The sequence below is a fragment of the Streptomyces sp. NPDC058308 genome (assembly GCF_042880275.1).
In the GTDB taxonomy this organism is placed as follows: domain Bacteria; phylum Actinomycetota; class Actinomycetes; order Streptomycetales; family Streptomycetaceae; genus Streptomyces.
In genome coordinates, this window is record NZ_JBHVZA010000003.1 from 296,752 (window position 1) to 317,949 (window position 21,198).

Sequence of the window (21,198 nt, forward strand, 5' to 3'; positions counted from 1 at the left end):
GACGGGCGTCGGTACGCAGCGTCGTCCACGAAGGAGAAGTTCGATGGCGAACGAGCTCAAGTACGGCGACCAGATCCACCTGCAGAACGGCTACAACGGCTGGCAGGGCGGCTACCTCGACACCAACGGGCACAGCAGCGCCGCGGGCGGCAAGTACCAGGTGTCGACCACCGACACCCCCTCCCGGGGCAAGGGCACCGGCACCTGGGAGATCCTCTCCGCGTCCGGCAAGTCGACGGGCCAGCCCGTGGTCAGCGGGGACGTGGTGTACCTGCGCAACCAGTACGGCGGCGACGGCGGTTACCTCGACACCAACGGCCACGCGAGCGACGTGCAGAAGACCGCGGGCGCCAAGTACGACGTGTCCACCTCGGAGGCCCGCGACCGCGCGACGGGCACCGGCCGCTGGCGGATCTTCGCCCGCACCTCCAGCCCGGCCGACCAGAACGTCCGGGCGGGCGACGTCGTCCACTTGTGGAACCTCTACGGCGACAACGGAGGCTTCCTGGAGACCAACAACACGACGACGGCCGTCGGCGGCAAGTACGACCTGTGCACCAACGCGTACTTCAACCGCAGTTCCGACGTCGGCGACTGGAAGATCCACAAGGCCCAGGGCTGACCGGTACGGACCCACAAGGGCCGACCCGCCTGCGCGGGTCGGCCCTCGCGCTGTTCCCCCGCGTCCGCGCTCCGGTCCCGCGTCCGCAGCGGTCGCGCACGTCCCGCCGGACGGCTTCTCCAGTGGCGAGGCGAAAGAAGCGTGCATAGAACGGGATACACGCTCACATGCGGGGCGAGGACGTCCCGCTGAAATGGAGAAGTGAAAATGGCCGCTGAGTCCTTCTCTGCCGCCGGGGATACGTCCGGGGCCGGCGAACCTCTGGTTTCGACGTCGCTTCACTGGGGCACCGCGCAGCTCGGCGCCCCACCCCATGCCGAGCCCACCCCGTGGCCACAGACAGCCGACCACGAGCCCGACGTCACCCCTGGCCAGGACACAGTCCGGGAAACCGGCGCACCCACCGGCCGGGAAACCGGCCCCGGCACGGCCCACGGCCCCGGCGCCGCACCCCCGGAGCGCCCGCCGCACGACCCCGTCGAACAGCCCCCTGAACCGGCGGCCCAGGGCGACGAGGACGACGCGGTGGACGAGCTCATACGCGTCGCCGTGGTCTCAAGGCCCCTGGACGACGTCGTCGACCTCGTCACCCTCCTGGAGCAGTCGCCCGCCGACATGCCGACGGCCGCGTCCGTCCTCCGGCTGGCAGCCGTGGCCCGCTCGGTCGACGACGTCACCCGCCTGGTCGAACTCCTCGGACCGCCGGAACGTCCCGCCGGGCACATGGACGAGGCCATCCGGCACGCCGCCGAGGAACGGCCCATCCCGGAGGTGAGCCGCCTCGTCCACCTGCTCTCCCGGCCGCCGCACGACCCGCACACCGGCGCCGAGGCGGTGCACGCCGCCGGCACGAGCAGGTCTGTCGAGGATCTGATGCAGCTGATCGGCAGCCTGCGGGACCACAAGGCCTCCGACAGCGTCGAGGCCAGGACCGCGGCCGTGCCCGCGGCGCCGGTCGCGCCGCCCACCGGGACCGTTCGCCCCGCGCCCGCCCCGGCCGCCGACGCCGCCGAGGCCGCGCGCGCCCAGGGCAGTACGCCTCTGGTGTGGATGCGCAGGGTGGCGGGCGTCCTGCTCCTGCTCTGCGGGGCGGCCCATGTCCCGCTGCGCTGGTCGGGCGCGCCCACCGCCGGTCTCTCCGCCGCGGTCGCCGTCTCGGTCATCTGCGCGGCGGCGGGCGTGGCCCTGTTCCTGAGCAGGTCGCCGGTGGTGGCCGTGGCGAGCACCTTGGTGGCGGGGGCGCTGACCGTCGGCCACCTCGTGGACGACCGGGTCCACTCCGCGACGCTCGCCTACGTCCTGCGGCCCGACGGGGTGGCGGCACCGCTCCCGGCCCTGTCGGCGGTGGCCGCGACGCTGGCCGCACTGCTGGTCGTGGCGCTCACGGTCGCCGGCCTGAGGGGCGCGGCCAACCGTGCCCCGGGCAACGGCCGGGGCAACGGCCGGCCTGCCGCGTAGGCACGTCGCGCAGATTCCGGGCAGCAGATCCCGGGCACACGAAGAAGGGCCGGTCCGCTTTCGCGGACCGGCCCTTCTTCGATCAGGGTGAGTGACGGGACTTGAACCCGCGGCCACCTGGACCACAACCAGGTGCTCTACCAACTGAGCTACACCCACCATGTCCGGTCTTTTGTCGTTCTTCCGACCGGCCGAGAAAAAGTGTACAGGGTCCGAAGGGGTGCTCGCGCACACGTTTTCCGGACCCCGTACACGGGGCTCTCGCCTGGGCTATTCCGCAGGCAGGACGTGCTTGGCCGCGATCGTCCTCGCGGTGTCCGAGTCAGGACCGGGCTGCGGGACGAAGATCGCCTCGCGGTAGTAGCGCAGCTCGGCGATGGACTCACGGATGTCGGCGAGCGCGCGGTGGTTGCCGCTCTTGTCCGGGCTGTTGAAGTACGCCCGGGGATACCAGCGCCGCGCCAGCTCCTTGATCGAGGAGACGTCGACGATGCGGTAGTGGAGGTACTCCTCCAGTGTCCGCATGTCCCGCAGCAGGAAGCCGCGGTCGGTGCCGACCGAGTTTCCGCACAGCGGAGCCTTGCGGGGCTCCTTGACGTGCTCACGTACGTACGCCAGGACCTGCTCCTCGGCGTCGGCCAGCGTCGTGCCGCCGGCCAGTTCGTCGAGGAGCCCCGAGGTGGTGTGCATGGTGCGCACCACCTCGGGCATGGTCTCCAGCGCCGCGTCCGGCGGGCGGATCACGATGTCCACACCTTCGCCGAGCACGTTCAGTTCCGAGTCGGTGACCAGTGCGGCCACCTCGATAAGTGCGTCGTCCGTCAACGAGAGCCCGGTCATCTCGCAGTCGATCCACACCATGCGATCGTTCATGCGTCTTACCCTACGGCGCGCTCCTCTGGCCGGGCAGGGGAGCACGTCCTGGCGCGTAGACGTCCGAGTTCGGCTTGCCGGGGTCGGTGGGCACCGAAGCCGACGGGCCGAGCGCGCTGGCGGCCGCCGTGCGCCGGGTCTGGGACGGCACCGGGCCCGCCTCCACGAGGGTGGGCACGGCCTGCGCCGTCGCCGGCACGGACTCCAGCGCCCGCTCGCCCTGTGGCCTGCGGGCACGGTAGGCGGCCCGGTAGGCGGCGGGGGACGAGCCCAGCTGGCGCCGGAAGTGACCCCGCAGCGCCACCGGCGAGCGGAAGCCGCAGCGGCCCGCGACCTCATCGACGGAGTAGTCGGAGGTCTCCAGGAGTCGCTGTGCCTGGAGCACCCGCTGGGTGATCAGCCACTGCAGCGGCGCGCTGCCGGTCAGCGAGCGGAACCTGCGGTCGAAGGTCCGCCTGCTCATGTACGCGCGCGCGGCCAGGGTCTCCACGTCGAACTGCTCGTGGAGGTGTTCCAGGGCCCACGCGACGACCTCGGCGAGCGGGTCCGCGCCGATCTCCTCGGGTAAAGACCTGTCGAGATAGCGCTCCTGGCCGCCGGCCCGGCGCGGTGGCACCACGAGCCGACGGGCGAGCGCGCCCGCCGCTTCGTTGCCGTGGTCCGTGCGCACGATGTGCAGACAGAGATCAATTCCGGCCGCGGTGCCGGCGCTCGTCAGGACGTCCCCGTCGTCGACGAACAGCTCGCGCGGATCCACGTGGACGGACGGATAACGCTTCGCGAGCGTCGGCGCGTACATCCAGTGGGTGGTCGCCGGGCGCCCGTCGAGCAGTCCCGCCGCGGCGAGCACGAACGCACCGGTGCACAGCCCGACGATGCGGGCGCCCTCCTCGTGCGCGCGCCGCAGTGCGTCCAGCGCCTCCGGTGGTGGCGGCGATGTGATCGACCGCCAGGCCGGTACGACGACGGTGCCTGCCCGTCCGATCGCCTCCAGGCCGTGTGGCGCGGTGAGTTCGAGCCCACCAGTGGTCCGCAGCGGTCCCTCCTCGCCGGCGCACACAAGGAGCCGGTAGCGGGGGACGCCGGCGTCCTGCCGGTCGATGCCGAACACGGAGAGCGGTATGGAACTCTCGAAGATGGGACCGCCGCTGAAGAGCAGCACCGCTACGATCTCCCGGCGGCGCCGCCCCGAGAGTTTCCGAGCCGCGGCCTCCGGCGCGGCAATGGAGTCGTGGCTCATGGTGCTAAACCCCCCTCGGTCGTCGCGGCTCCCCGTTCTTGACGTGCCTGACGTGCTTGACGCGCTTGCCTGGCTTGTCGCTCCTGCACGTTTCCCCTCGGTCCTCCACCAGTCCCCCGCCGTAATACAGTCAAGATCGAATCTACTGCGTCCCGTGCTGCCGGAGTGACCAGTTCATCACTCGGCAGATTGTCGACATGGCAACTTGGCGTGAAGCATTCGATCACGAAGCGTTGCACTCGCACGGCCCGCTGGGAAGTGCGCCTTGGCTCCATGGCCGGTCCCCGTAGGGTGCAGACGGCCCGAGAGCACCTTTCAGCCCTGGTCGGACGGGGGTTGAGGGGGCGTTCGGCCAGGGAATCGCCGAGCCCCGGAAGTTGGCTGAAAAGCTACGGGCGCGTGTGTGTGAATCAGTCAGTCCACCGGCGCACTGTCGGCACTTTGACGAGTGCCCCTGTGCGCCCCTGAAGTGGTCCTGCCGTGCCGTCCCCGGGGCCCGCTGTTCTGTTCTGCAAGCAGTCGCGCGGCGCCCCGTTCGGACTGCCGCAGGAGCAGTCGGCAGACTCCGGTGACGGCCACCAGGCCGAGCGCCGAGCCCGCGGCGCCGGCCAGCGACGTGCCGTATCCCACGAGGACGACGGGGACGAGGACGCAGCTGAACGCGGCCCAGCGGACCACGTCGCTCACCGCATCCTGCGCGGGGGTGTCCTGCGGCTCCCGGGTGCGCGGCGCGGCCACCCCGTCGGGCCTGCGCTCGTGCGCCCCTTCGGGGGACCGTCGGCGGCCGTGCGCCGGGCCGTGTCCGCCCTGTTGGGCTCGCTGGCTCCGCTGGGCCCGCTCGGTCTCGGGGCCTTGCTCGGGTGAACCCGGGAAGCGCGTGGAGGGTGGGGGCGCGGTCGAGAATCCAGGCACGGCGTGCTCCCTGTGGCGGTGAGGTACGGAGGTTCAACGTCCGGCCACCCGGTGGGTCACTGGGGACGGCGCCGGGTGGCGCCGGACGGGTGGGCAAACCGCCTGTAGGAGGCAGCAACCATTGCCATACGGGCGAGGCTCGTGCATGCTCCGGTGAACGCCGGGGGGCCTGTGCAGGCCCCGGCGGGGCTCCGTGCGGGGCCTGCACAGGCTCTGGGCAGGAGAGGAGTGTCGCCGTACCCTTGGGGGTATGGGGTTGGGAAGATGATTCCCGGACGACCTTCCAGGTCCTGAACGTTTGCATCACCTGAAAAAGCCGACCCTCCCACAGAGGATCCTTCGCCGAGACGCCCATGGCCGGTCACGAATTCTCCGAACCCGCGGACCGCGAGAGGCAGGTCGCCGATCCGACGGCGACTCCCCGAGCGGCGGAAGAACCACGCCACTCCTGCGATCCCGCCTTCCAGCACGGCGTCGTCGTCGGCTTCGACGGCTCGACCTCCAGTGAGCGAGCCCTCGCGTACGCGATCGGAATGGCCCACCGCTCGGGATCGGGTCTGATCATCGTCCACGTCGCCAACCGGCTGCCCACCACCGTGTGGGCCGGCTGCGAGCCGCCGGTCTTCGTGGACGTGCCGGATCACCGCACCGAAGTGCTCGGCCTCGAACTGGCCTGTGCGGAGTACCTCACCGAGGTGCCGTGGATCCTCGTCGAGCGCGGCGGCGACATCTGCCACGAGCTGGAGGAGGTCGGCCGCGAGTACAGCGCGGACGCGATCGTCGTGGGCTCCACGCACGGCATCGTCGGCCGCATCTTCGGCTCCGTCGCGGGCCGCCTCGCCCGCCGCGCGCAGCGGCCCGTCGTCGTCATCCCGTAACGTCCCGCGGCCACCGGCGAGTTGACCGGTAGCACGGTCAACTCCCGCGGTGGGAAAGTTTTGTGGACAGATAAATCTACTCATGCGTAGAGGTGGTTTGTGCCCTTGTGAAGGGTACCTAAGGGGCACTGCGCCGAGTGGCCCACGGTTCTGCCGGGGCGCCCCGCGGGCCGGGGGTGACGGTCACCGGCCGAGGCGGGCGCGGGTCGGGGTAATGGGCGACCCCGGCCCTTCGAGGAACGACCCCCTGTGTGCTGGTGGCACGCACAGGGGGTCGTTCATGTCCCGTTCGTACGGCGGTCCCGGTGCGCCGCCGTCCCGGAGGTCCTACTCGACCGTCACGGACTTCGCGAGGTTGCGCGGCTTGTCGATGTCCCGGCCAAGGGCCAGCGCCGTGTGGTAGGCGAGGAGTTGGAGCGGGATGCCCATCAGGATCGGGTCCAGCTCGTCCTCGTTCTTCGGGACGACGATCGTCTGGTCGGCCTTCTCCTGCTCCTGGTGCGCGACCGCGAGGATCTTGCCGCTGCGGGCCTTGATCTCCTCCAGGGCGGCGCGGTTCTTCTCCAGGAGGTCGTCGTCCGGGACGATCGCGACCGTCGGGAGCGCGGGCTCGATGAGGGCGAGCGGGCCGTGCTTGAGCTCGGAGGCGGGGTACGCCTCGGCGTGGATGTACGAGACCTCCTTGAGCTTGAGCGAGGCCTCGCGGGCGACGGGGTAGCCGCGTACGCGCCCGATGAAGAGCATCGAGCGGGCGTCCGCGTACTGCTTGGCGATCTTCTTGATCTCGTCCTCCTGCTTGAGGATCTCCGAGATCTGTCCCGGCAGCTTGCGCAGGCCTTCGATGATCCGCTTGCCGTCGGAGACCGACAGGTCGCGGATGCGGCCCAGGTGCAGCGCGAGCAGGCCGAAGGCGACCGTGGTGTTCGTGAAGCACTTGGTGGAGACGACGCAGACCTCCGGGCCCGCGTGGACGTACACGCCCGCGTCGGCCTCACGGGCGATCGCGGAGCCGACGACGTTCACGACACCGAGGACGCGGGCGCCCTTGCGCTTGAGCTCCTGGACGGCGGCCAGCACGTCGTACGTCTCGCCGGACTGGGAGACGGCGATGTAGAGCGTGTCGGGGTCCACCACCGGGTTGCGGTAGCGGAACTCGCTCGCCGGCTCCGCGTCGGCGGGGATGCGGGCCAGCTCCTCGATCATCTGGGCGCCGATCATGCCCGCGTGGTACGAGGTGCCGCAGCCGAGGATCTTGACGCGGCGCACCTTGCGGGCGTCGTGCGCGTCGAGGTTCAGGCCGCCGAGGTGCACGGTGGAGAAGCGGTCGTCGATACGGCCGCGCAGGACGCGGTCCACCGCGTCGGGCTGCTCGAAGATCTCCTTGTGCATGTACGTGTCGTGGCCGCCCATGTCGTACGACTCGGCCTCCCACTCCACGGTGGTCGGCGAGGCGGTCGTACGCGAGCCCTCGGTCGTGTACGTGCGGTAGTCGTCGGCCTTGATGGTGGCCATCTCGCCGTCGTCGAGGGTGACGACCTGGCGGGTGTGCGAGACGAGCGCGGCGACGTCCGAGGCGACGAACATCTCCTTCTCGCCGATGCCGAGGACGACGGGGGAGCCGTTGCGGGCGACGACGATGCGGTCGTTGAAGTCGGCGTGCAGGACGGCGATGCCGTACGTGCCCTCGACGTGGCGCAGGGCCTCGCGCACCTTCTCTTCGAGGGTGTCCGCCTGGGCGCGGGCGACGAGGTGGGTGAGGACCTCGGTGTCCGTCTCGGAGAGGAACTCGACGCCGTCGGCGCTGAGCTTGGCGCGCAGCTCGGAGGCGTTGTCGATGATGCCGTTGTGGACGACGGCGACCTTGTTGTCGCCCGACATGTGCGGGTGGGCGTTCTCGTCGGAAGGGGCGCCGTGGGTGGCCCAGCGGGTGTGGGCGATGCCGGTGGTGCCCTTGAAGCGGGCGGGGACCTTCGCCTCCAGGTCGCGGACGCGGCCCTTCGCCTTGACCATCTTCAGGCCGGTGGCCTTGGGGCCGGTGATGACGACGCCCGCGGAGTCGTAGCCGCGGTACTCCAGGCGCTGCAGGCCTTCGAGGAGGAGGGGGGCTACGTCACGCTTGCCGATGTATCCGACGATTCCGCACATGGAGGGATTCCTAGCCGTAGACGATGCGGCGCAGCTGCCTGAGCGTGAGCTCCGGCGGCGCGACCGCGCGGTATTCGAGATCCGCCGAGATCTGCTGGAAGATCGCCGCGTTGAGCAGGCCCTGACCCTGCAGCTCGCGGTGGCGGCGACGGACGAACGCTTCGGTCGTCTCGTCGAAGTAGGCGAGCACGTCCTGGATGACCCGCAGAGCTTCGCCCCGCTGGAGCGGGGTGCTGCGGGTGAGGTGGTCCACCAGGTCGTCGTGCATTCGTTGATCCTGGGGTATCGCATGCCCATTCGCAAGAATCCTGCCCGGAATCGGGCAGGGTCGTGTCGGAACGGGCCAGGAAGTGGCGGAAAGGGCGTCGGCGAGGACGCTTACATGCGGCGGAGGACCGCCTGCTTGGCCGTCGCGAACTCCTCCGCGGTGAGGATCCCGGCCTGGTGGAGCTCGCCGAGCTCGCGCAGCCTGCGCAGCAGGGCGTCGTGGTCGTCGGCCGGGGACTGCGGCGCCGGGACCGCCGTCTGTGCGGGCGTGGCCGCGAGCGTCTTCGGGGCGGCGGGGGCCGCGGGGTGCGGCAGGCGGACCTGGACGGCGGCCGCCACCAGTGCCATCAGCGGGTCCTTCTTGAAGCCCCACAGCTCGACGGAGTTCGGGTCGTACTTCGCCGGGGCCTCGGTCGGGGCGTTCTTCACGGTGAACCGGAGGTGGCCGTTCTCCAGGCCGACCGCGGGCAGCCACTCCACGGCCGCGACGTCGGCGAGCGCCAGCGACCGCGTGCCGGTCGCCGCCTTCGCCTCCTCCGTCTTCCAGTTCCACTCCAGGCGGACCCTCTCCCCGTCGAAGCTCGCCGTGGCGTCCCCGGCGGAGACGGACAGCGGCACGGAAGGGCCGGTGAGGAGGTACGCGTCGCAGGGCGTGGCCGGCACCTGTTCGATCAGATGGGCGCCCCGGACCTCGTCGACCAGATACTCCGCGACGCCGTACCGGTCGGGATCGACGTGCAGCTGGTACGGGTCCGCCGAGTCCGTCAGCTTCCCGCCCGCCGCCTGGAGCAGCGGATCGGCGCCGTCCCGCAGGCGCAGCCGCAACCGGCCCGACTTCTTGCCCTGTTCGAAGGCGATGCCCGCCAACGCCCGCAAAGGCACCGTCACTTCGCCCAGTGTCCTGCGCAGCAGGGAGACATTCTTGTCGTGGCCCGGCACCAGGCGCAGCATCTCTCCGTCGAAGGTCCACGTGCCGTCCCGCTGGATGATTTCCGCCATGCGGGGATTCTCGCACCGCCCCATCGGATACCTGGTCTACACCCCTTGACCCTTCGTGGGGCCCGAGCTTCCAATGAGGACCGTTCGATTGCGATGCACCACAGATGCGCCACGCGCCACCACAGACGCGCCGCACACGTGCCCCACCGCGGCGCCGGCCCGTCGGAGGGAACCGCTTGTGAGATCGCAGACAAGATCGACACGACTACTCGGTGCGCTGCTGCTGGTGGCGGCCGCCGGAATCTCCTCGTTCGCCGCCGCGCCCGCCCCCGAGCAGGCGGAGCCGCCCGTCACCCCGCTCGGCCAGGTCGTGCCCGCGCCCCTGAAGGCCGATGCGGGCGGGTCCGGGTACGAGATCACCGCCAGAACCCGGATCCTCGTCGGCAAAGGCAACACGGCGGAACGGCGCGCCGGCGAGTACCTCGCCAAGGTGCTGCGCCCCTCCACCGGCTACCGGCTCCCGGTCACCACCGGCAAGGGCGGCGACGGCATCCGGCTGCGCATCAGCGCCGAGCCGGCGAACAAGGCGCTCGGCGACGAGGGGTACCGCGTCGTCTCCGCACGCGGCTCCCTCACCATCACCTCCTGGACGGGCGCCGGGCTCTTCCACGGCGTCCAGACGGTGCGCCAGCAACTGCCCGCCGCCGCGGAACGGACGACCCGGCAGCCCGGCCCGTGGCGGATCGCGGGCGGCACCATCAAGGACATGCCGCGCTACGGCTACCGCTCCACCATGCTCGACGTCTCACGGCACTTCTTCACCGTCGACCAGGTCAAGCGCTACATCGACCAGGCCGCCCTCTACAAGATGAACAAGCTGCACCTGCACCTGAGCGACGACCAGGGCTGGCGCATCGCCATCGACTCCTGGCCGAGGCTCACGACGTACGGCGGGTCCACGCAGGTCGGTGGCGGCAGGGGCGGCTTCTACACGAAGGCGCAGTACAAGGAGATCGTCGACTACGCCGCGTCGCGGTACCTGGAGGTCGTCCCCGAGATAGACATGCCGGGCCACACCAACGCCGCGCTCGCCTCGTACGCCGAACTGAACTGCGACGGCGTCGCCCCGCCGCTCTACACCGGCACCGAGGTCGGCTTCAGCTCGCTGTGCGTGAAGAAGGACGTCACGTACGACTTCGTGGACGACGTCATCAGTGAGCTCGCCGCGATGACGCCCGGCAAGTACCTCCACATCGGCGGCGACGAGGCGCACTCCACCAGCCACGAGGACTTCGTGGCGTTCATGGAGAAGGTGCAGCCGGTGGTCGCCAAGTACGGCAAGACGGTGGTGGGCTGGCACCAGCTGACCGGCGCCAAGCCCGCCGCGGGCGCCGTCGCGCAGTACTGGGGCTACGACAGGACGGGCGCCGCCGAGCGTGAGCAGGTCGTGAACGCCGCGAAGAACGGCACCAAGCTGGTCCTCTCGCCGGCCGACCGCGCCTACCTCGACCACAAGTACACCAAGGACACCCCGCTCGGTCTCTCCTGGGCGGGCTATGTCGAGGTGCGGCGGTCCTACGACTGGGACCCGGGAACGTACCTGGCGGGCGCTCCGGCGGACTCGGTCATGGGTGTCGAGGCGCCGCTGTGGTCGGAGACCCTCTCCACCTCCGCGCACCTCGACTACATGGCGTTCCCGCGGCTGCCCGGCATCGCCGAGCTGGGCTGGTCGCCCGCGGCCACGCACGACTGGGACACGTACAAGGTGCGGCTCGCCGCGCAGTCCCCGCGCTGGGACGCCCTCGGCATCGGCTACTACCGGTCGCCGCAGGTGCCCTGGCCCGCGAAGTGACGACGGGAGTTCAAAGACAGGCTCTGAGGACGTGACAGGGACGGGCGCCCCGGAGGACCGTCTCCGGGGCGCCCGTCGGCACGCAGGGGGCAGCCGGGTGAACCGTGGGCGTGGAGGCCCTACTTGAGCTTCTTGGCCTTCTCGATCGCGTCGGCGAGGTCCTCAAGAATCGGCGCGCACTTGTCGTACGAGAAGATGGGCTCGGCGACGCGCGGGATGACCTGCCCCGCCTTGACCGCGGGGAGCTTGCGCCAGGTCGGCTTCGACTTGTCGAGCTCGGCGGGCTGGAGTGCGGAGGAGCGGTTGTCCATCATGATGACGTCCGCGTCGTACTGGTCGACGTTCTCCCAGCTGAGGTTCTCGAACCAGCCGCCGGACGCCTTCTTCGCCTTCTCCGGCGGCTCGACGAGGTTCACGCCGAGCGCCTTGAAGTACTCCAGGTCGACGGAGAGGTTCGAGCCGGAGACGTAGAACAGGTCCTGGCTTCCGGAGCCCACGAGGACCTTGATGTCCTTGCGCGCCTTGGCGGCCTTGCGCAGCCGCTCGGACGCGTCCTCGAAGCGCTTCTTCGCCTTGACGACCTTGTCGGACCTCACGTCCGCGCCGAGCGACTCGGCGAGCGCCTGGATGCGCTGCAGCGGCTGGGTCAGCTGGCGGTCGTAGACGCTGATGCCGACGCTGGGGGCGAACTTGAGGATCTTGTCCTTGCTCTCCTCGGGTACGTACCAGAGGGTGCCCTTGTCGTCGAACATGGTGGAGATCAGCACGTCCGGGGCGAGGCTCGCGTACTTCTCGATGTTGAACTGGCCCCATGTGTTGCCGATGACCGTCAGCTTGCTGACGTCCATGTCGCCGGCCTGGACGTCGGGCTTGCCCTCCTTGGTCTTGGTCGGGCCGAAAACGCCCTTGACCTCGATGCCGTAGTCGAACAGGGCGGCGGCGACACCGGTGAACGCCACGATGTTCTTCGGCGTCGCGTCGCGCTTCGCGGTCGTGCCGCGGTCGTCCTTGAAGCTCCAGGGGCCGGTCTTGCCGCCGCCCTCGGCCTTGCCGGACCCGTCCTTCTTCTCGGTGCCGCAGGCCGCCAGGGCGGCGGTGAGGCCGAGGGCGCCACCGGCGGCGAGGATCCCGCGACGGGAGGGCTGGGGGAAGCGGGCCTGGGGCATGAGGGTCTCTGCTTTCGTGGACGTACGGCGACGGGGCCGCTGGCCGGAACTAGAGCTTAGGCTAACCTAAGCTAACTTCGGATCCAGTGGCCCCTCGCGTCACGTCCGCCGCACGGCCTCAGCCCGCGAAGCCCAGCTCCCTGGCGATCAGCATGCGCTGCACCTCGCTCGTGCCCTCGCCGATCTCCAGGATCTTGGAGTCCCGCCACATGCGCGCCACCGGGTACTCGTTCATGAAGCCGTACCCGCCGTGGATCTGCGTGGCCTCACGGGCGTTGTCCACCGCCACCGTCGAGGAGTAGAGCTTGGCGATGGCCGCCTGCTTCTTGAAGGGCTCGCCCGCGACCAGGCGCGACGCCGCGTCGTGCCAGCCGACCCGGGCCATGTGCGCCCGCGTCTCCATGTCGGCGATCTTGAACTGGATGGCCTGGTTCGCGCCGATCGGCCTGCCGAAGGCGTGCCGCTCCTTGGCGTACTTCACGGACTCGTCCACACAGCCCTGGGCGAGCCCGGTGGCGAGCGCGGAGATCGCGACGCGGCCCTCGTCGAGGATGTGCAGGAACTGGGCGTACCCGCGGCCCTCCTGGCCCAGCAGGTTCGCGGCAGGCACCCGGACGTCGGAGAAGGACAGCTCACGGGTGTCCGACGCGTTCCACCCCACCTTCGAGTAGGGCGCGGCCACCGTGAAGCCGGGCGTCCCGGACGGCACGATGATCGAGGAGATCAGCGGGCGGCCGTCCTCCTTGCGGCCGGTGACGGCGGTGACCGTGACCAGGCCCGTGATGTCCGTACCGGAGTTGGTGATGAAGCACTTGGAGCCGTTGATCACCCAGTCGTCGCCGTCGCGCACCGCCGTCGTGCGCGTGCCGCCCGCGTCCGAGCCGCACTCCGGCTCGGTCAGGCCGAACGCGCCGAGGAGCTCGCCCGAGCAGAGCCGCGGCAGCCACGCGCGCTTCTGCTCCTCCGTGCCGAAGAGGTGGATCGGCATGGCGCCGAGCGAGACGCCCGCCTCCAGGGTGATCGCCACGGAGGAGTCGACGCGGGCGAGCTCCTCCAGCGCGATGCCGAGCGCGAAGTAGTCACCGCCCATCCCGCCGTACTCCTCCGGGAAGGGCAGGCCGAACAGGCCCATGCGGCCCATCTCGCGGACGATCTCGTAGGGGAACTCGTGCCGCTCGTAGAAGTCGCCGATCTTGGGGGCGACGACGTCGTGGGCGAACGCCTCGACCGTGCGGCGCAGTTCCTCGTGCTCGGGGCTCAGACGGTGGTCCATCGTTCTTCACTGCTCCTGGTGGGAGGCGGTCTGCTCGGAGTCGGTCCGCTCGTCGTGGGAGCGGGCCGTGAGGGCACGGACGGTGCGGGACGGGCTGGGCCGGCCCAGCTGGTCGGCCATCCACGCGCTGGTGGCGCTGAGGCGGACGAGGTCGACCCCGGTGTCGATGCCGAGGCCGTGCAGCATCCAGACGAGGTCTTCGGTGGCGAGGTTCCCGGTGGCGCTCTTCGCGTACGGGCAGCCGCCGAGGCCGCCCGCGGACGCGTCCACCGTGGTCACGCCGTGCTGCAGCGCGGCGAGGGTGTTGGTGAGCGCCTGGCCGTACGTGTCGTGGAAGTGGACGCCGATGCGCTCGGTCGGCACCTGCACCGCGTTGAGCGCGGCGAGCATCGCGGAGACATGGCCCGGCGTGGCCACCCCGATGGTGTCGCCGAGGCTCAGCTCGTCGCAGCCCATGTCGAGCAGCGCGCGGCAGACGCGGACGACCCTGGAGATCGGCACGGCGCCCTCCCAGGGGTCGCCGAAGCACATCGAGAGATAGCCGCGGACGTGCACTCCCTGCTCGCGGGCGCGGGCGACCACCGGGGCGAACATCGCGAGGGCCTCGTCCACCGTGCGGTTGAGGTTGGCCTTGGCGAAGGACTCGGTGGCGCTGGCGAAGACGCCGACCCGGTGCGCGCCGAGCGCGAGGGCGCGGTCCAGGCCGCGTTCGTTCGGCACGAGGACCGGCAGGTGCACGCCCTGGAGGTCGCTCAGGAGCGGGAACAGCTGCTCGGCGTCGGCCAGTTGGGGCACCCACTTGGGGTGCACGAAGCTGGTCGCCTCGACGGTGGTGAGGCCCGCGTCGGCGAGGCGGTGGATGAACTCCGCCTTGATCTCGGTGGGCAGAGCCGTCTTCTCGTTCTGCAGGCCGTCGCGGGCGCCGACCTCGTGGATGCGGACACGGGCGGGCAGGCCCCGGGTCGGCACGACCATGGGGAGCGGCGCGGAGGCCAGTTCGAGCGGCTCGTCCTGCGCGGCCGTCGGGTCGGTGCCGGTCATTCCTGCTCCTCCTCGGGGGTGACGACGGCGAGGATCTGGTCCATGGCGACGGTCGTGCCCGGGGTGACGTCGAGCTCGGTGACGGTGCCCGCGTGCGGGGCGGAGATGACGTGCTCCATCTTCATCGCCTCGACGACCAGCAGGCTCTGTCCGGCGGCCACCCGGTCGCCGGGGGAGACCTTGACGACGGTGACGGTGCCGGGCATGGGGGCGGTGAGGGCGTCGGCCCCCGCGTGCGCGGCGCCGGTGAGGGAGGCGGCCACCGGGTCGTGGTCCTGGATGTGCCAGGCGTCGCCGTCGCGGCCGAGCCAGTCGCCCGCGCGGTGGAAGGTGTGCAGGGTGCCGTCGACGGTGACGCGCACGCGGTCGGGGGTCACGGTGTGACCGGTGTCCCGGAGGCGGTGCGCGACGGGTTCGAGGCCCGCGGCCTTGAGCCAGTGCGTCACGGGCGCCGGGGTGCCGCCGAGCCGCCAGCCGCTCGGCACGGAGAACGGGTCGGTCCAGCCGTCGCCGGTGGGCCCGAGGGCGTCCTCGCGCACCGCTGCCGCCGCCTCGTACACCTCGTCGGGCACGCCGTCCGGGACCAGCCCGTCCGCCTCGCGCTCCACCAGGCCGGTGTCCAACTCGCCCGCCACGACCGCGGGGTGGGCGAGGAGCCTGCGCAAGAAGCCCGCGTTCGTCGGCACGCCGAGGGTGACCGTGTCCGCGAGGGCGGCGCGCAGCTTGCGCAGGGCGGTGGCGCGGTCGGGGCCGTACGCGATGACCTTCGACAGCATCGGGTCGTAGAGACTGCCGACCTCGGTGCCCTCGCTCAGGCCGGAGTCGGTGCGCACGCCGTCGCCCTGCGGCTCGTGCAGCGAGAGGACCGTGCCGCCCGAGGGGAGGAACCCGCGCGCGGGGTCCTCGGCGCAGATACGGGCCTCCACCGCGTGCCCGGTGAGGGTGATGTCGTCCTGGGTGAAGGGCAGCGGCTCGCCCGCCGCCACGCGCAACTGCCACTCCACGAGATCGAGGCCGGTGATGAGCTCCGTGACGGGGTGCTCCACCTGGAGACGGGTGTTCATCTCCATGAAGTAGTACGACGAGGGGTCGCCGCCGGGGACGATGAACTCCACGGTGCCCGCGCCCGCGTACCCGCACGAGCGGGCCGCCTGCACCGCGGCTTCGCCCATCGCCGCGCGCGTGGCCTCGTCGAGAAGCACGCTCGGCGCCTCTTCGATGATCTTCTGGTGGCGGCGCTGGAGGGAGCACTCGCGCTCGCCGAGGTGCACCACGCTCCCGTGGCCGTCCGCGAGGACCTGGATCTCGATGTGCCGGGGGCGGTCGACCCAGCGCTCCACGAGCAGCGTGTCGTCGCCGAAGGAGGCGCGGGCCTCACGGCGGGCCGCCGCGATCTCGTCGGCGAGGAGCGCCTCGTCACGGACCAGGCGCATGCCCTTGCCGCCGCCGCCCGCGCTCGGCTTGAGCAGCACCGGGGTGCCGATCTCGCGTGCCGCGTCGGCGAGCTGGGCGTCGGTCAGGCCGCTGCCCGAGGAGCCGGGCACGACCGGCACGCCGGCCGCCCGCACGGTCGCCTTGGCGCGGATCTTGTCGCCCATGAGGGAGATGGCCCCGGCGGGCGGGCCGATGAAGGTCAGGCCCGCGTCCGCGCACGCCTGCGCGAAGTCCGCGTTCTCCGCGAGGAAGCCGTACCCCGGGTGGACCGCCTGGGCGCCGGACTTCGCCGCCGCCCGGAGGAGGCGCTCCGCGGACAGATAGCTCTCGGTGGCCGGTGCCGGGCCGATCCGCACCGCGGTGTCGGCCTCGCGCACATGCCGGGCGTCCGCGTCCGCGTCGCTGAACACGGCGACCGAGCGGACGCCGAGCTGCCGCAGCGTGCGGATGACGCGGACCGCGATCTCGCCGCGGTTGGCGACGAGCACCGTGTCGAACATGGTCCCTCTCCCCGGGGTGGTCCCTTGCTGGAAGTCGCTCATCGTCCGCCCCTCACATCCGGAAGACGCCGAAGCCGGGCTCGCCCAGGGGGGCGCCGGCGCAGGCGGTCAGGGCGAGGCCGAGGACCTGCCGGGTCTCCATCGGGTCGATCACACCGTCGTCCCAGAGGCGGGCCGTCGCGTAATAGGCGCTGCCCTGCTCGTCGTACTGCGCGCGGATGGGGTCCTTGAAGGCCTCCTCGTCCTCGGCGGGCCACTGCTCGCCGCGGGCCTCCAGCTGGTCGCGCTTGACCGTGGCGAGGACGGAGGCGGCCTGCTCGCCGCCCATCACGGAGATCTTGGCGTTCGGCCACATCCACAGGAAGCGGGGGCTGTAGGCGCGGCCGCACATCGAGTAGTTGCCCGCCCCGTACGAACCGCCGACGACGACCGTCAGCTTCGGCACGCGCGTGCAGGCCACCGCCGTCACCATCTTCGCGCCGTGCTTGGCGATGCCACCCGCCTCGTAGTCCCGGCCGACCATGAAGCCGGAGATGTTCTGCAGGAAGACCAGGGGGATGCCGCGCTGGTCGCACAGCTCGATGAAGTGGGCGCCCTTCTGGGCGGATTCGGAGAACAGGATGCCGTTGTTCGCGACGATCCCGACCGGGTGGCCGTGGATGTGGGCGAAGCCGGTCACCAGCGTCGTGCCGTACTCCGCCTTGAACTCGGCGAAGCGGGAGCCGTCGACCACGCGCGCGATGACCTCGCGGACGTCGTAGGGGGTACGGGAGTCGGTGGGCACCGCGCCGTAAAGACCCAGGGGGTCGACCTTCGGCTCCTCCACCGGCCGCACCGGCCAGGGCAGTTCGCCGCGCTCGGGGAGCGTCGCCACGATGGTGCGCATGATGCGCAGCGCGTGCGCGTCGTCCTCGGCGAGGTGGTCGGTCACCCCGGAGGTCCGGGAGTGCACCTCGCCGCCGCCCAGCTCCTCGGCGGTGACGACCTCGCCGGTCGCGGCCTTCACCAGGGGCGGGCCGCCCAGGAAGATCGTGCCCTGGTCGCGGACGATGATCGCTTCGTCGCTCATCGCCGGTACGTACGCCCCGCCGGCGGTGCAGGAGCCGAGGACGGCGGCGATCTGCGGGATGCCGGCGCCGGACATCCGGGCCTGGTTGTAGAAGATCCGCCCGAAGTGCTCGCGGTCGGGGAAGACGTCGTCCTGCATCGGCAGGAAGGCGCCGCCCGAGTCGACCAGGTAGAGACACGGGAGGCGGTTCTCCAGGGCCACCTCCTGGGCGCGCAGGTGCTTCTTGACGGTCATGGGGTAGTACGTGCCGCCCTTGACCGTCGCGTCGTTCGCCACGATCACGCACTCGCGGCCCGAGACGCGGCCGATACCGGCGATGACACCGGCCGCCGGCGCGCCCCCGTCGTACAGCCCGTCGGCCGCGAGGGGGGCCAGCTCCAGGAACGGGGAGCCGGGGTCCAGGAGCGTGTCCACGCGGTCGCGGGGCAGCAGCTTGCCGCGTGCCACATGGCGGGCCCGCGCCCGCTCCCCGCCGCCGAGCCTGGCCGCCGCGAGCTTGGCCCGCAGCTCCTCGGCGAGGGCGGTGTGCGCCGCCTCGTTCGCCCGCCATGCCTCGGACGCGGGGTCAGCCGCGCTCGCCAGCACTGGTGCCTGCCGCATCAGTCGAGCCCCCTTGCTCGGTCCGGACGGTCGCTCCCCGGGTCCGGCGGATCGACGCCCGCACCGGTTAATGACCGTTAACGCGTTTCCTTTAGGTTAACGACCGCTAACCGGCCTGTCTAGAATCAATTCCATGGCCACCAGAACCGACGCGCCCACCCGGCGCGAGCAGATCCTCAAGGAGGCCGCCCGGCTCTTCGCCGAGCGCGGCTTCCACGGAGTGGGAGTGGATGAGATAGGGGCCGCCGTCGGCATCAGCGGACCCGGCCTCTACCGCCACTTCGCGGGCAAGGACGCGATGCTCGCCGAGCTCCTCGTGGGCATCAGCGGGCAGCTCCTGACGGGCGGCAGGCGGTGCGCGGCCGACGTGGGCGGCCCGCCCGGGCAGGTCCTCGACGCGCTCATCCAGGGGCACATTGACTTCGCGCTCGACGACCGCTCCCTGATCACCCTGCACGACCGCGAGCTGGACCGCCTGCGGGACAGCGACCGCAAGCTGGTCCGCCAGCTCCAGCGGCAGTACGTGGAGATCTGGGTCGACGTGGTGCGCAAGGTCTACCCGGACCTCGCCGAGAACGCGGCGCGGGTGGCCGTGCACGCGGTCTTCGGGCTGCTGAACTCCACGCCGCACCTGAGCCGCCGCGACGCGCTGCCCAGCCGGACGGCCATGGCGGAACTCCTGCACCGTCTGGCGCGCGGAGCCTTCGAGGCCGCCGCCGAGTGACACGGATCTCTGGACGCTCTGGTGACCGCCGGGTAACCTGGCTCTGAGCAAGCGCTTAGTCGCCGTCGGCATGATGTAGGCAGAGGGAGTTCTCCGTGCGCCGTACCGTTTTCAATGAGGACCACGAGGCGTTCCGGGAGACCCTGCGCGCCTTCATCGAGGCCGAGGTCGTCCCGGTCCACGACGAGTGGTTCGCCGCGGGTCAGGTGCCGCGCGAGTTCTACTACAAGCTCGCCGAGCTCGGTCTCTTCGGCATCAACGTGCCCGAGGAGTTCGGCGGCGCGGGCATGGACACGCACAAGTTCGAGGCCATCCAGTACGAGGAGACCGCCCGCGCGGGCGTCACCTTCGGCGGCTCCGGCGTGCACGTGCTGCTCGCCCTGCCCTACATCAAGGCGCTCGCCACCGACGAGCAGAAGAAGCGCTACCTGGAGAAGTTCGTCTCCGCCGAGGAGATGTGGGCCCTCGCGATGACCGAGCCGGGCACCGGCTCCGACCTCGCGGGCATGAAGAGCACGGCCAAGCTCTCCGAGGACGGCACGCACTACGTCCTCAACGGCTCCAAGACCTTCATCACCGGCGGCGTGCACGCCGACCGCGTGATCGTCTGCGCCCGCACCTCCGCGCCCACCGCCGAGGACCGCCGCTACGGCATCTCCCTCTTCGCCGTCGACACCAAGTCCGAGGGCTACTCCATCGGCCGCAAGCTCGACAAGCTCGGCCTGAAGACCTCCGACACCGCCGAGCTGGCCTTCGTCGACGTCAAGGTCCCCGTCGAGGACCTCCTCGGCGAGGAGAACAAGGGCTTCTACTACCTCGGCAGCAACCTCCCCTCCGAGCGCTGGGGCATCGCCTACGGCGCGTACGCGCAGGCGAAGGCCGCCGTCCGGTTCGCCAAGGAGTACGTCCAGGACCGCACGGTCTTCGGCAAGACGGTCGCCTCCTTCCAGAACACCAAGTTCGAGCTGGCCGCCTGCCAGGCCGAGGTGGACGCCGCAGAGGCCGTCGCCGACCGCGCCCTGGAGGCCCTGGACGCCGGCGAGCTCACCGCCGCCGAGGCCGCCTCCGCGAAGCTCTTCACCACCGAGGTCGCGCACCGCGTCATCGACAAGTGCCTCCAGCTGCACGGCGGCTACGGCTTCATGAACGAGTACCCCATCGCCCGCCTGTACGCGGACAACCGCGTCAACCGCATCTACGGCGGCACGAGCGAGGTCATGAAGATGATCATCGCGAAGAACATGGGTCTGTAGAACCACCTTCATGAACCAGGCACTTGAGGACCTCCTCGATCTGCTCGACCTGGAGCGGATCGAGGAGGACATCTTCCGGGGCGTGAGCCGCTCGGCGCTCGTGCCCCGCGTCTTCGGAGGCCAGGTCGCCGCGCAGGCCCTGGTCGCCGCCGGACGGACCGTCCCCGACGACAGTTCCCCGAGCTCTCGGCTGCGCTCGAGCGGGGGAGGCCCCAACGCCCACTCCCTGCACGCCTACTTCCTGCGCCCGGGGGACCCCGGCGCCCCCATCGTGTACTCCGTGGACCGGATCCGCGACGGCCGCTCCTTCACCACGCGCCGCGTCGTCGCCGTCCAGCACGGGCAGCCGATCTTCCACCTCTCCGCGTCCTTCCAGACGTACGAGGAAGGCCTGGAGCACCAGGCGGAGATGCCGCCCGCCGCCGACCCGGAGACGCTGCCCACCGCCGCAGAGACGCTCCCGCGCCACCTGCCGCCCGAGGTCGCCGACCGGCTTCTGGAGACCCGCGCCGCCGTCGACCTGCGCTACGTCGACGAGCCGCCCTGGGCCACCGTCGGACAGCCGCGCGAACCCCGCTCCCAGGTGTGGTTCCGCGCCAACGGCAAGCTGGCGGACGACTCCCTGCTGCACGTCTGCCTCGCCACGTACGTCTCCGACATGACGCTCCTGGACTCCGTGCTGCTCGCGCACGGCCGCGGCGGCTGGGCCGTCGGCGACGTCGTCGGCGCCTCGCTCGACCACGCCATGTGGTTCCACCGGCCCTTCCGCGCGGACGAATGGCTGCTGTACGACCAGGAGTCGCCGTCGTCCTCCGGCGGGCGCGGCCTCGGCCAGGCGCGGATCTGGACGCAGGACGGGCGCCTCGCCGTCACCGTCATCCAGGAGGGCCTGATCCGGGTCCCGCGGTGAACCCCGGGGTTCGCGTTCCCCGCTGATCGGACATACCGTCCG

Annotated in this window: 18 protein-coding genes and 1 tRNA gene; 7 read left to right on the plus strand and 12 right to left on the minus strand. The window is 71.0% G+C overall.

What is annotated here, in order from left to right:
• Positions 1-43 precede the first annotated feature (43 nt).
• Positions 44-622, plus strand: a complete 579-nt coding sequence (locus tag ACFVYL_RS06805) for a hypothetical protein (protein ID WP_389713370.1) — start codon at positions 44-46, stop codon at positions 620-622.
• 207 nt (positions 623-829) lie between these two features.
• Positions 830-2,080: a hypothetical protein gene (locus ACFVYL_RS06810; RefSeq protein WP_389713372.1), complete on the plus strand. Its 1,251-nt coding sequence runs from the start codon at positions 830-832 to the stop codon at positions 2,078-2,080.
• Positions 2,081-2,166: 86 nt separating this feature from the next.
• Here the strand turns inward: ACFVYL_RS06810 and ACFVYL_RS06815 are convergent.
• The 4 genes from ACFVYL_RS06815 to ACFVYL_RS06830 all read right to left on the minus strand — a co-directional run bounded on the left by ACFVYL_RS06815 (position 2,167) and on the right by ACFVYL_RS06830 (position 4,931).
• Positions 2,167-2,239, minus strand: a tRNA-His gene (locus ACFVYL_RS06815).
• 111 nt (positions 2,240-2,350) lie between these two features.
• Positions 2,351-2,953 (minus strand): oligoribonuclease, encoded by a 603-nt coding sequence (gene orn / locus ACFVYL_RS06820; RefSeq protein WP_389713374.1) that lies wholly within the window; start codon positions 2,951-2,953, stop codon positions 2,351-2,353.
• A 10-nt stretch (positions 2,954-2,963) separates the two neighbouring features.
• The gene (locus ACFVYL_RS06825; RefSeq protein ID WP_389713376.1) at positions 2,964-4,193 is read right to left on the minus strand and encodes a helix-turn-helix domain-containing protein; all 1,230 of its coding nucleotides are present in this window, start codon (positions 4,191-4,193) and stop codon (positions 2,964-2,966) included.
• A 414-nt stretch (positions 4,194-4,607) separates the two neighbouring features.
• Positions 4,608-4,931, minus strand: a complete 324-nt coding sequence (locus ACFVYL_RS06830) for a hypothetical protein (RefSeq protein ID WP_389713508.1) — start codon at positions 4,929-4,931, stop codon at positions 4,608-4,610.
• Positions 4,932-5,458: 527 nt separating this feature from the next.
• Here ACFVYL_RS06830 and ACFVYL_RS06835 point away from each other — a divergent pair.
• Positions 5,459-5,983, plus strand: a complete 525-nt coding sequence (locus tag ACFVYL_RS06835; RefSeq protein ID WP_389713377.1) for a universal stress protein — start codon at positions 5,459-5,461, stop codon at positions 5,981-5,983.
• Between the two features lie 327 nt (positions 5,984-6,310).
• Here the strand turns inward: ACFVYL_RS06835 and glmS are convergent, their stop codons facing one another.
• The 3 genes from glmS to ACFVYL_RS06850 all read right to left on the minus strand — a co-directional run bounded on the left by glmS (position 6,311) and on the right by ACFVYL_RS06850 (position 9,394).
• A complete protein-coding gene (gene glmS / locus ACFVYL_RS06840) occupies positions 6,311-8,128 on the minus strand; it encodes a glutamine--fructose-6-phosphate transaminase (isomerizing) (RefSeq protein ID WP_389713378.1) in 1,818 nt (605 codons plus the stop codon).
• A 10-nt stretch (positions 8,129-8,138) separates the two neighbouring features.
• The gene (locus ACFVYL_RS06845; RefSeq protein WP_055551860.1) at positions 8,139-8,396 is read right to left on the minus strand and encodes a hypothetical protein; all 258 of its coding nucleotides are present in this window, start codon (positions 8,394-8,396) and stop codon (positions 8,139-8,141) included.
• 110 nt (positions 8,397-8,506) lie between these two features.
• Positions 8,507-9,394 carry a DUF4429 domain-containing protein gene (locus ACFVYL_RS06850; RefSeq protein WP_389713379.1) on the minus strand — a complete coding sequence of 296 codons (888 nt, stop codon included), beginning with the start codon at positions 9,392-9,394 and terminating at the stop codon, positions 8,507-8,509.
• A gap of 178 nt (positions 9,395-9,572) precedes the next feature.
• Between ACFVYL_RS06850 and ACFVYL_RS06855 the strand changes: the two genes are divergently transcribed.
• Positions 9,573-11,186 carry a beta-N-acetylhexosaminidase gene (locus tag ACFVYL_RS06855; RefSeq protein WP_389713380.1) on the plus strand — a complete coding sequence of 538 codons (1,614 nt, stop codon included), beginning with the start codon at positions 9,573-9,575 and terminating at the stop codon, positions 11,184-11,186.
• 119 nt (positions 11,187-11,305) lie between these two features.
• On the opposite strand, the gene ACFVYL_RS06860 is transcribed toward ACFVYL_RS06855, so the two are convergent.
• The 5 genes from ACFVYL_RS06860 to ACFVYL_RS06880 all read right to left on the minus strand — a co-directional run bounded on the left by ACFVYL_RS06860 (position 11,306) and on the right by ACFVYL_RS06880 (position 18,269).
• Entirely contained in the window at positions 11,306-12,352 is a 1,047-nt protein-coding gene (locus tag ACFVYL_RS06860; RefSeq protein ID WP_389713381.1) for an ABC transporter substrate-binding protein, read from the minus strand.
• 118 nt (positions 12,353-12,470) lie between these two features.
• Positions 12,471-13,625: an acyl-CoA dehydrogenase family protein gene (locus tag ACFVYL_RS06865; RefSeq protein ID WP_389713382.1), complete on the minus strand. Its 1,155-nt coding sequence runs from the start codon at positions 13,623-13,625 to the stop codon at positions 12,471-12,473.
• Between the two features lie 6 nt (positions 13,626-13,631).
• Positions 13,632-14,666: a hydroxymethylglutaryl-CoA lyase gene (locus tag ACFVYL_RS06870; RefSeq protein WP_389713384.1), complete on the minus strand. Its 1,035-nt coding sequence runs from the start codon at positions 14,664-14,666 to the stop codon at positions 13,632-13,634.
• Positions 14,663-16,600, minus strand: coding sequence for a biotin carboxylase N-terminal domain-containing protein (locus ACFVYL_RS06875; protein WP_389713385.1), 1,938 nt, complete (start codon positions 16,598-16,600; stop codon positions 14,663-14,665). Before ACFVYL_RS06875 ends, ACFVYL_RS06870 begins: the two co-directional genes overlap by 4 nt.
• A 52-nt stretch (positions 16,601-16,652) precedes the next feature.
• The gene (locus ACFVYL_RS06880) at positions 16,653-18,269 is read right to left on the minus strand and encodes a carboxyl transferase domain-containing protein (RefSeq protein WP_389713387.1); all 1,617 of its coding nucleotides are present in this window, start codon (positions 18,267-18,269) and stop codon (positions 16,653-16,655) included.
• 133 nt (positions 18,270-18,402) lie between these two features.
• Between ACFVYL_RS06880 and ACFVYL_RS06885 the strand changes: the two genes are divergently transcribed.
• The 3 genes from ACFVYL_RS06885 (at position 18,403) to ACFVYL_RS06895 (ending at position 21,156) form a co-directional block, all read left to right on the plus strand.
• Complete coding sequence (locus ACFVYL_RS06885) at positions 18,403-18,993, plus strand: TetR/AcrR family transcriptional regulator (RefSeq protein WP_389713389.1); 591 nt, start codon at positions 18,403-18,405, stop codon at positions 18,991-18,993.
• A 95-nt stretch (positions 18,994-19,088) separates the two neighbouring features.
• Positions 19,089-20,246 (plus strand): acyl-CoA dehydrogenase family protein, encoded by a 1,158-nt coding sequence (locus ACFVYL_RS06890; protein ID WP_389713390.1) that lies wholly within the window; start codon positions 19,089-19,091, stop codon positions 20,244-20,246.
• A gap of 10 nt (positions 20,247-20,256) precedes the next feature.
• Entirely contained in the window at positions 20,257-21,156 is a 900-nt protein-coding gene (locus ACFVYL_RS06895) for an acyl-CoA thioesterase (protein WP_389713392.1), read from the plus strand.
• Positions 21,157-21,198: the final 42 nt, after the last annotated feature.

Coding starts and splice junctions, on each gene's coding strand:
- ACFVYL_RS06805 (WP_389713370.1), top strand. CDS start 44: ATGGCGAACGAGCTCAAGTACGGCGACCAGATCCACCTGCAGAACGGC.
- ACFVYL_RS06810 (WP_389713372.1), top strand. CDS start 830: ATGGCCGCTGAGTCCTTCTCTGCCGCCGGGGATACGTCCGGGGCCGGC.
- orn (WP_389713374.1), bottom strand. CDS start 2,953: ATGAACGATCGCATGGTGTGGATCGACTGCGAGATGACCGGGCTCTCG.
- ACFVYL_RS06825 (WP_389713376.1), bottom strand. CDS start 4,193: ATGAGCCACGACTCCATTGCCGCGCCGGAGGCCGCGGCTCGGAAACTC.
- ACFVYL_RS06835 (WP_389713377.1), top strand. CDS start 5,459: ATGGCCGGTCACGAATTCTCCGAACCCGCGGACCGCGAGAGGCAGGTC.
- glmS (WP_389713378.1), bottom strand. CDS start 8,128: ATGTGCGGAATCGTCGGATACATCGGCAAGCGTGACGTAGCCCCCCTC.
- ACFVYL_RS06845 (WP_055551860.1), bottom strand. CDS start 8,396: ATGCACGACGACCTGGTGGACCACCTCACCCGCAGCACCCCGCTCCAG.
- ACFVYL_RS06850 (WP_389713379.1), bottom strand. CDS start 9,394: ATGGCGGAAATCATCCAGCGGGACGGCACGTGGACCTTCGACGGAGAG.
- ACFVYL_RS06860 (WP_389713381.1), bottom strand. CDS start 12,352: ATGCCCCAGGCCCGCTTCCCCCAGCCCTCCCGTCGCGGGATCCTCGCC.
- ACFVYL_RS06865 (WP_389713382.1), bottom strand. CDS start 13,625: ATGGACCACCGTCTGAGCCCCGAGCACGAGGAACTGCGCCGCACGGTC.
- ACFVYL_RS06870 (WP_389713384.1), bottom strand. CDS start 14,666: ATGACCGGCACCGACCCGACGGCCGCGCAGGACGAGCCGCTCGAACTG.
- ACFVYL_RS06875 (WP_389713385.1), bottom strand. CDS start 16,600: ATGTTCGACACGGTGCTCGTCGCCAACCGCGGCGAGATCGCGGTCCGC.
- ACFVYL_RS06880 (WP_389713387.1), bottom strand. CDS start 18,269: ATGCGGCAGGCACCAGTGCTGGCGAGCGCGGCTGACCCCGCGTCCGAG.
- ACFVYL_RS06885 (WP_389713389.1), top strand. CDS start 18,403: ATGGCCACCAGAACCGACGCGCCCACCCGGCGCGAGCAGATCCTCAAG.
- ACFVYL_RS06895 (WP_389713392.1), top strand. CDS start 20,257: ATGAACCAGGCACTTGAGGACCTCCTCGATCTGCTCGACCTGGAGCGG.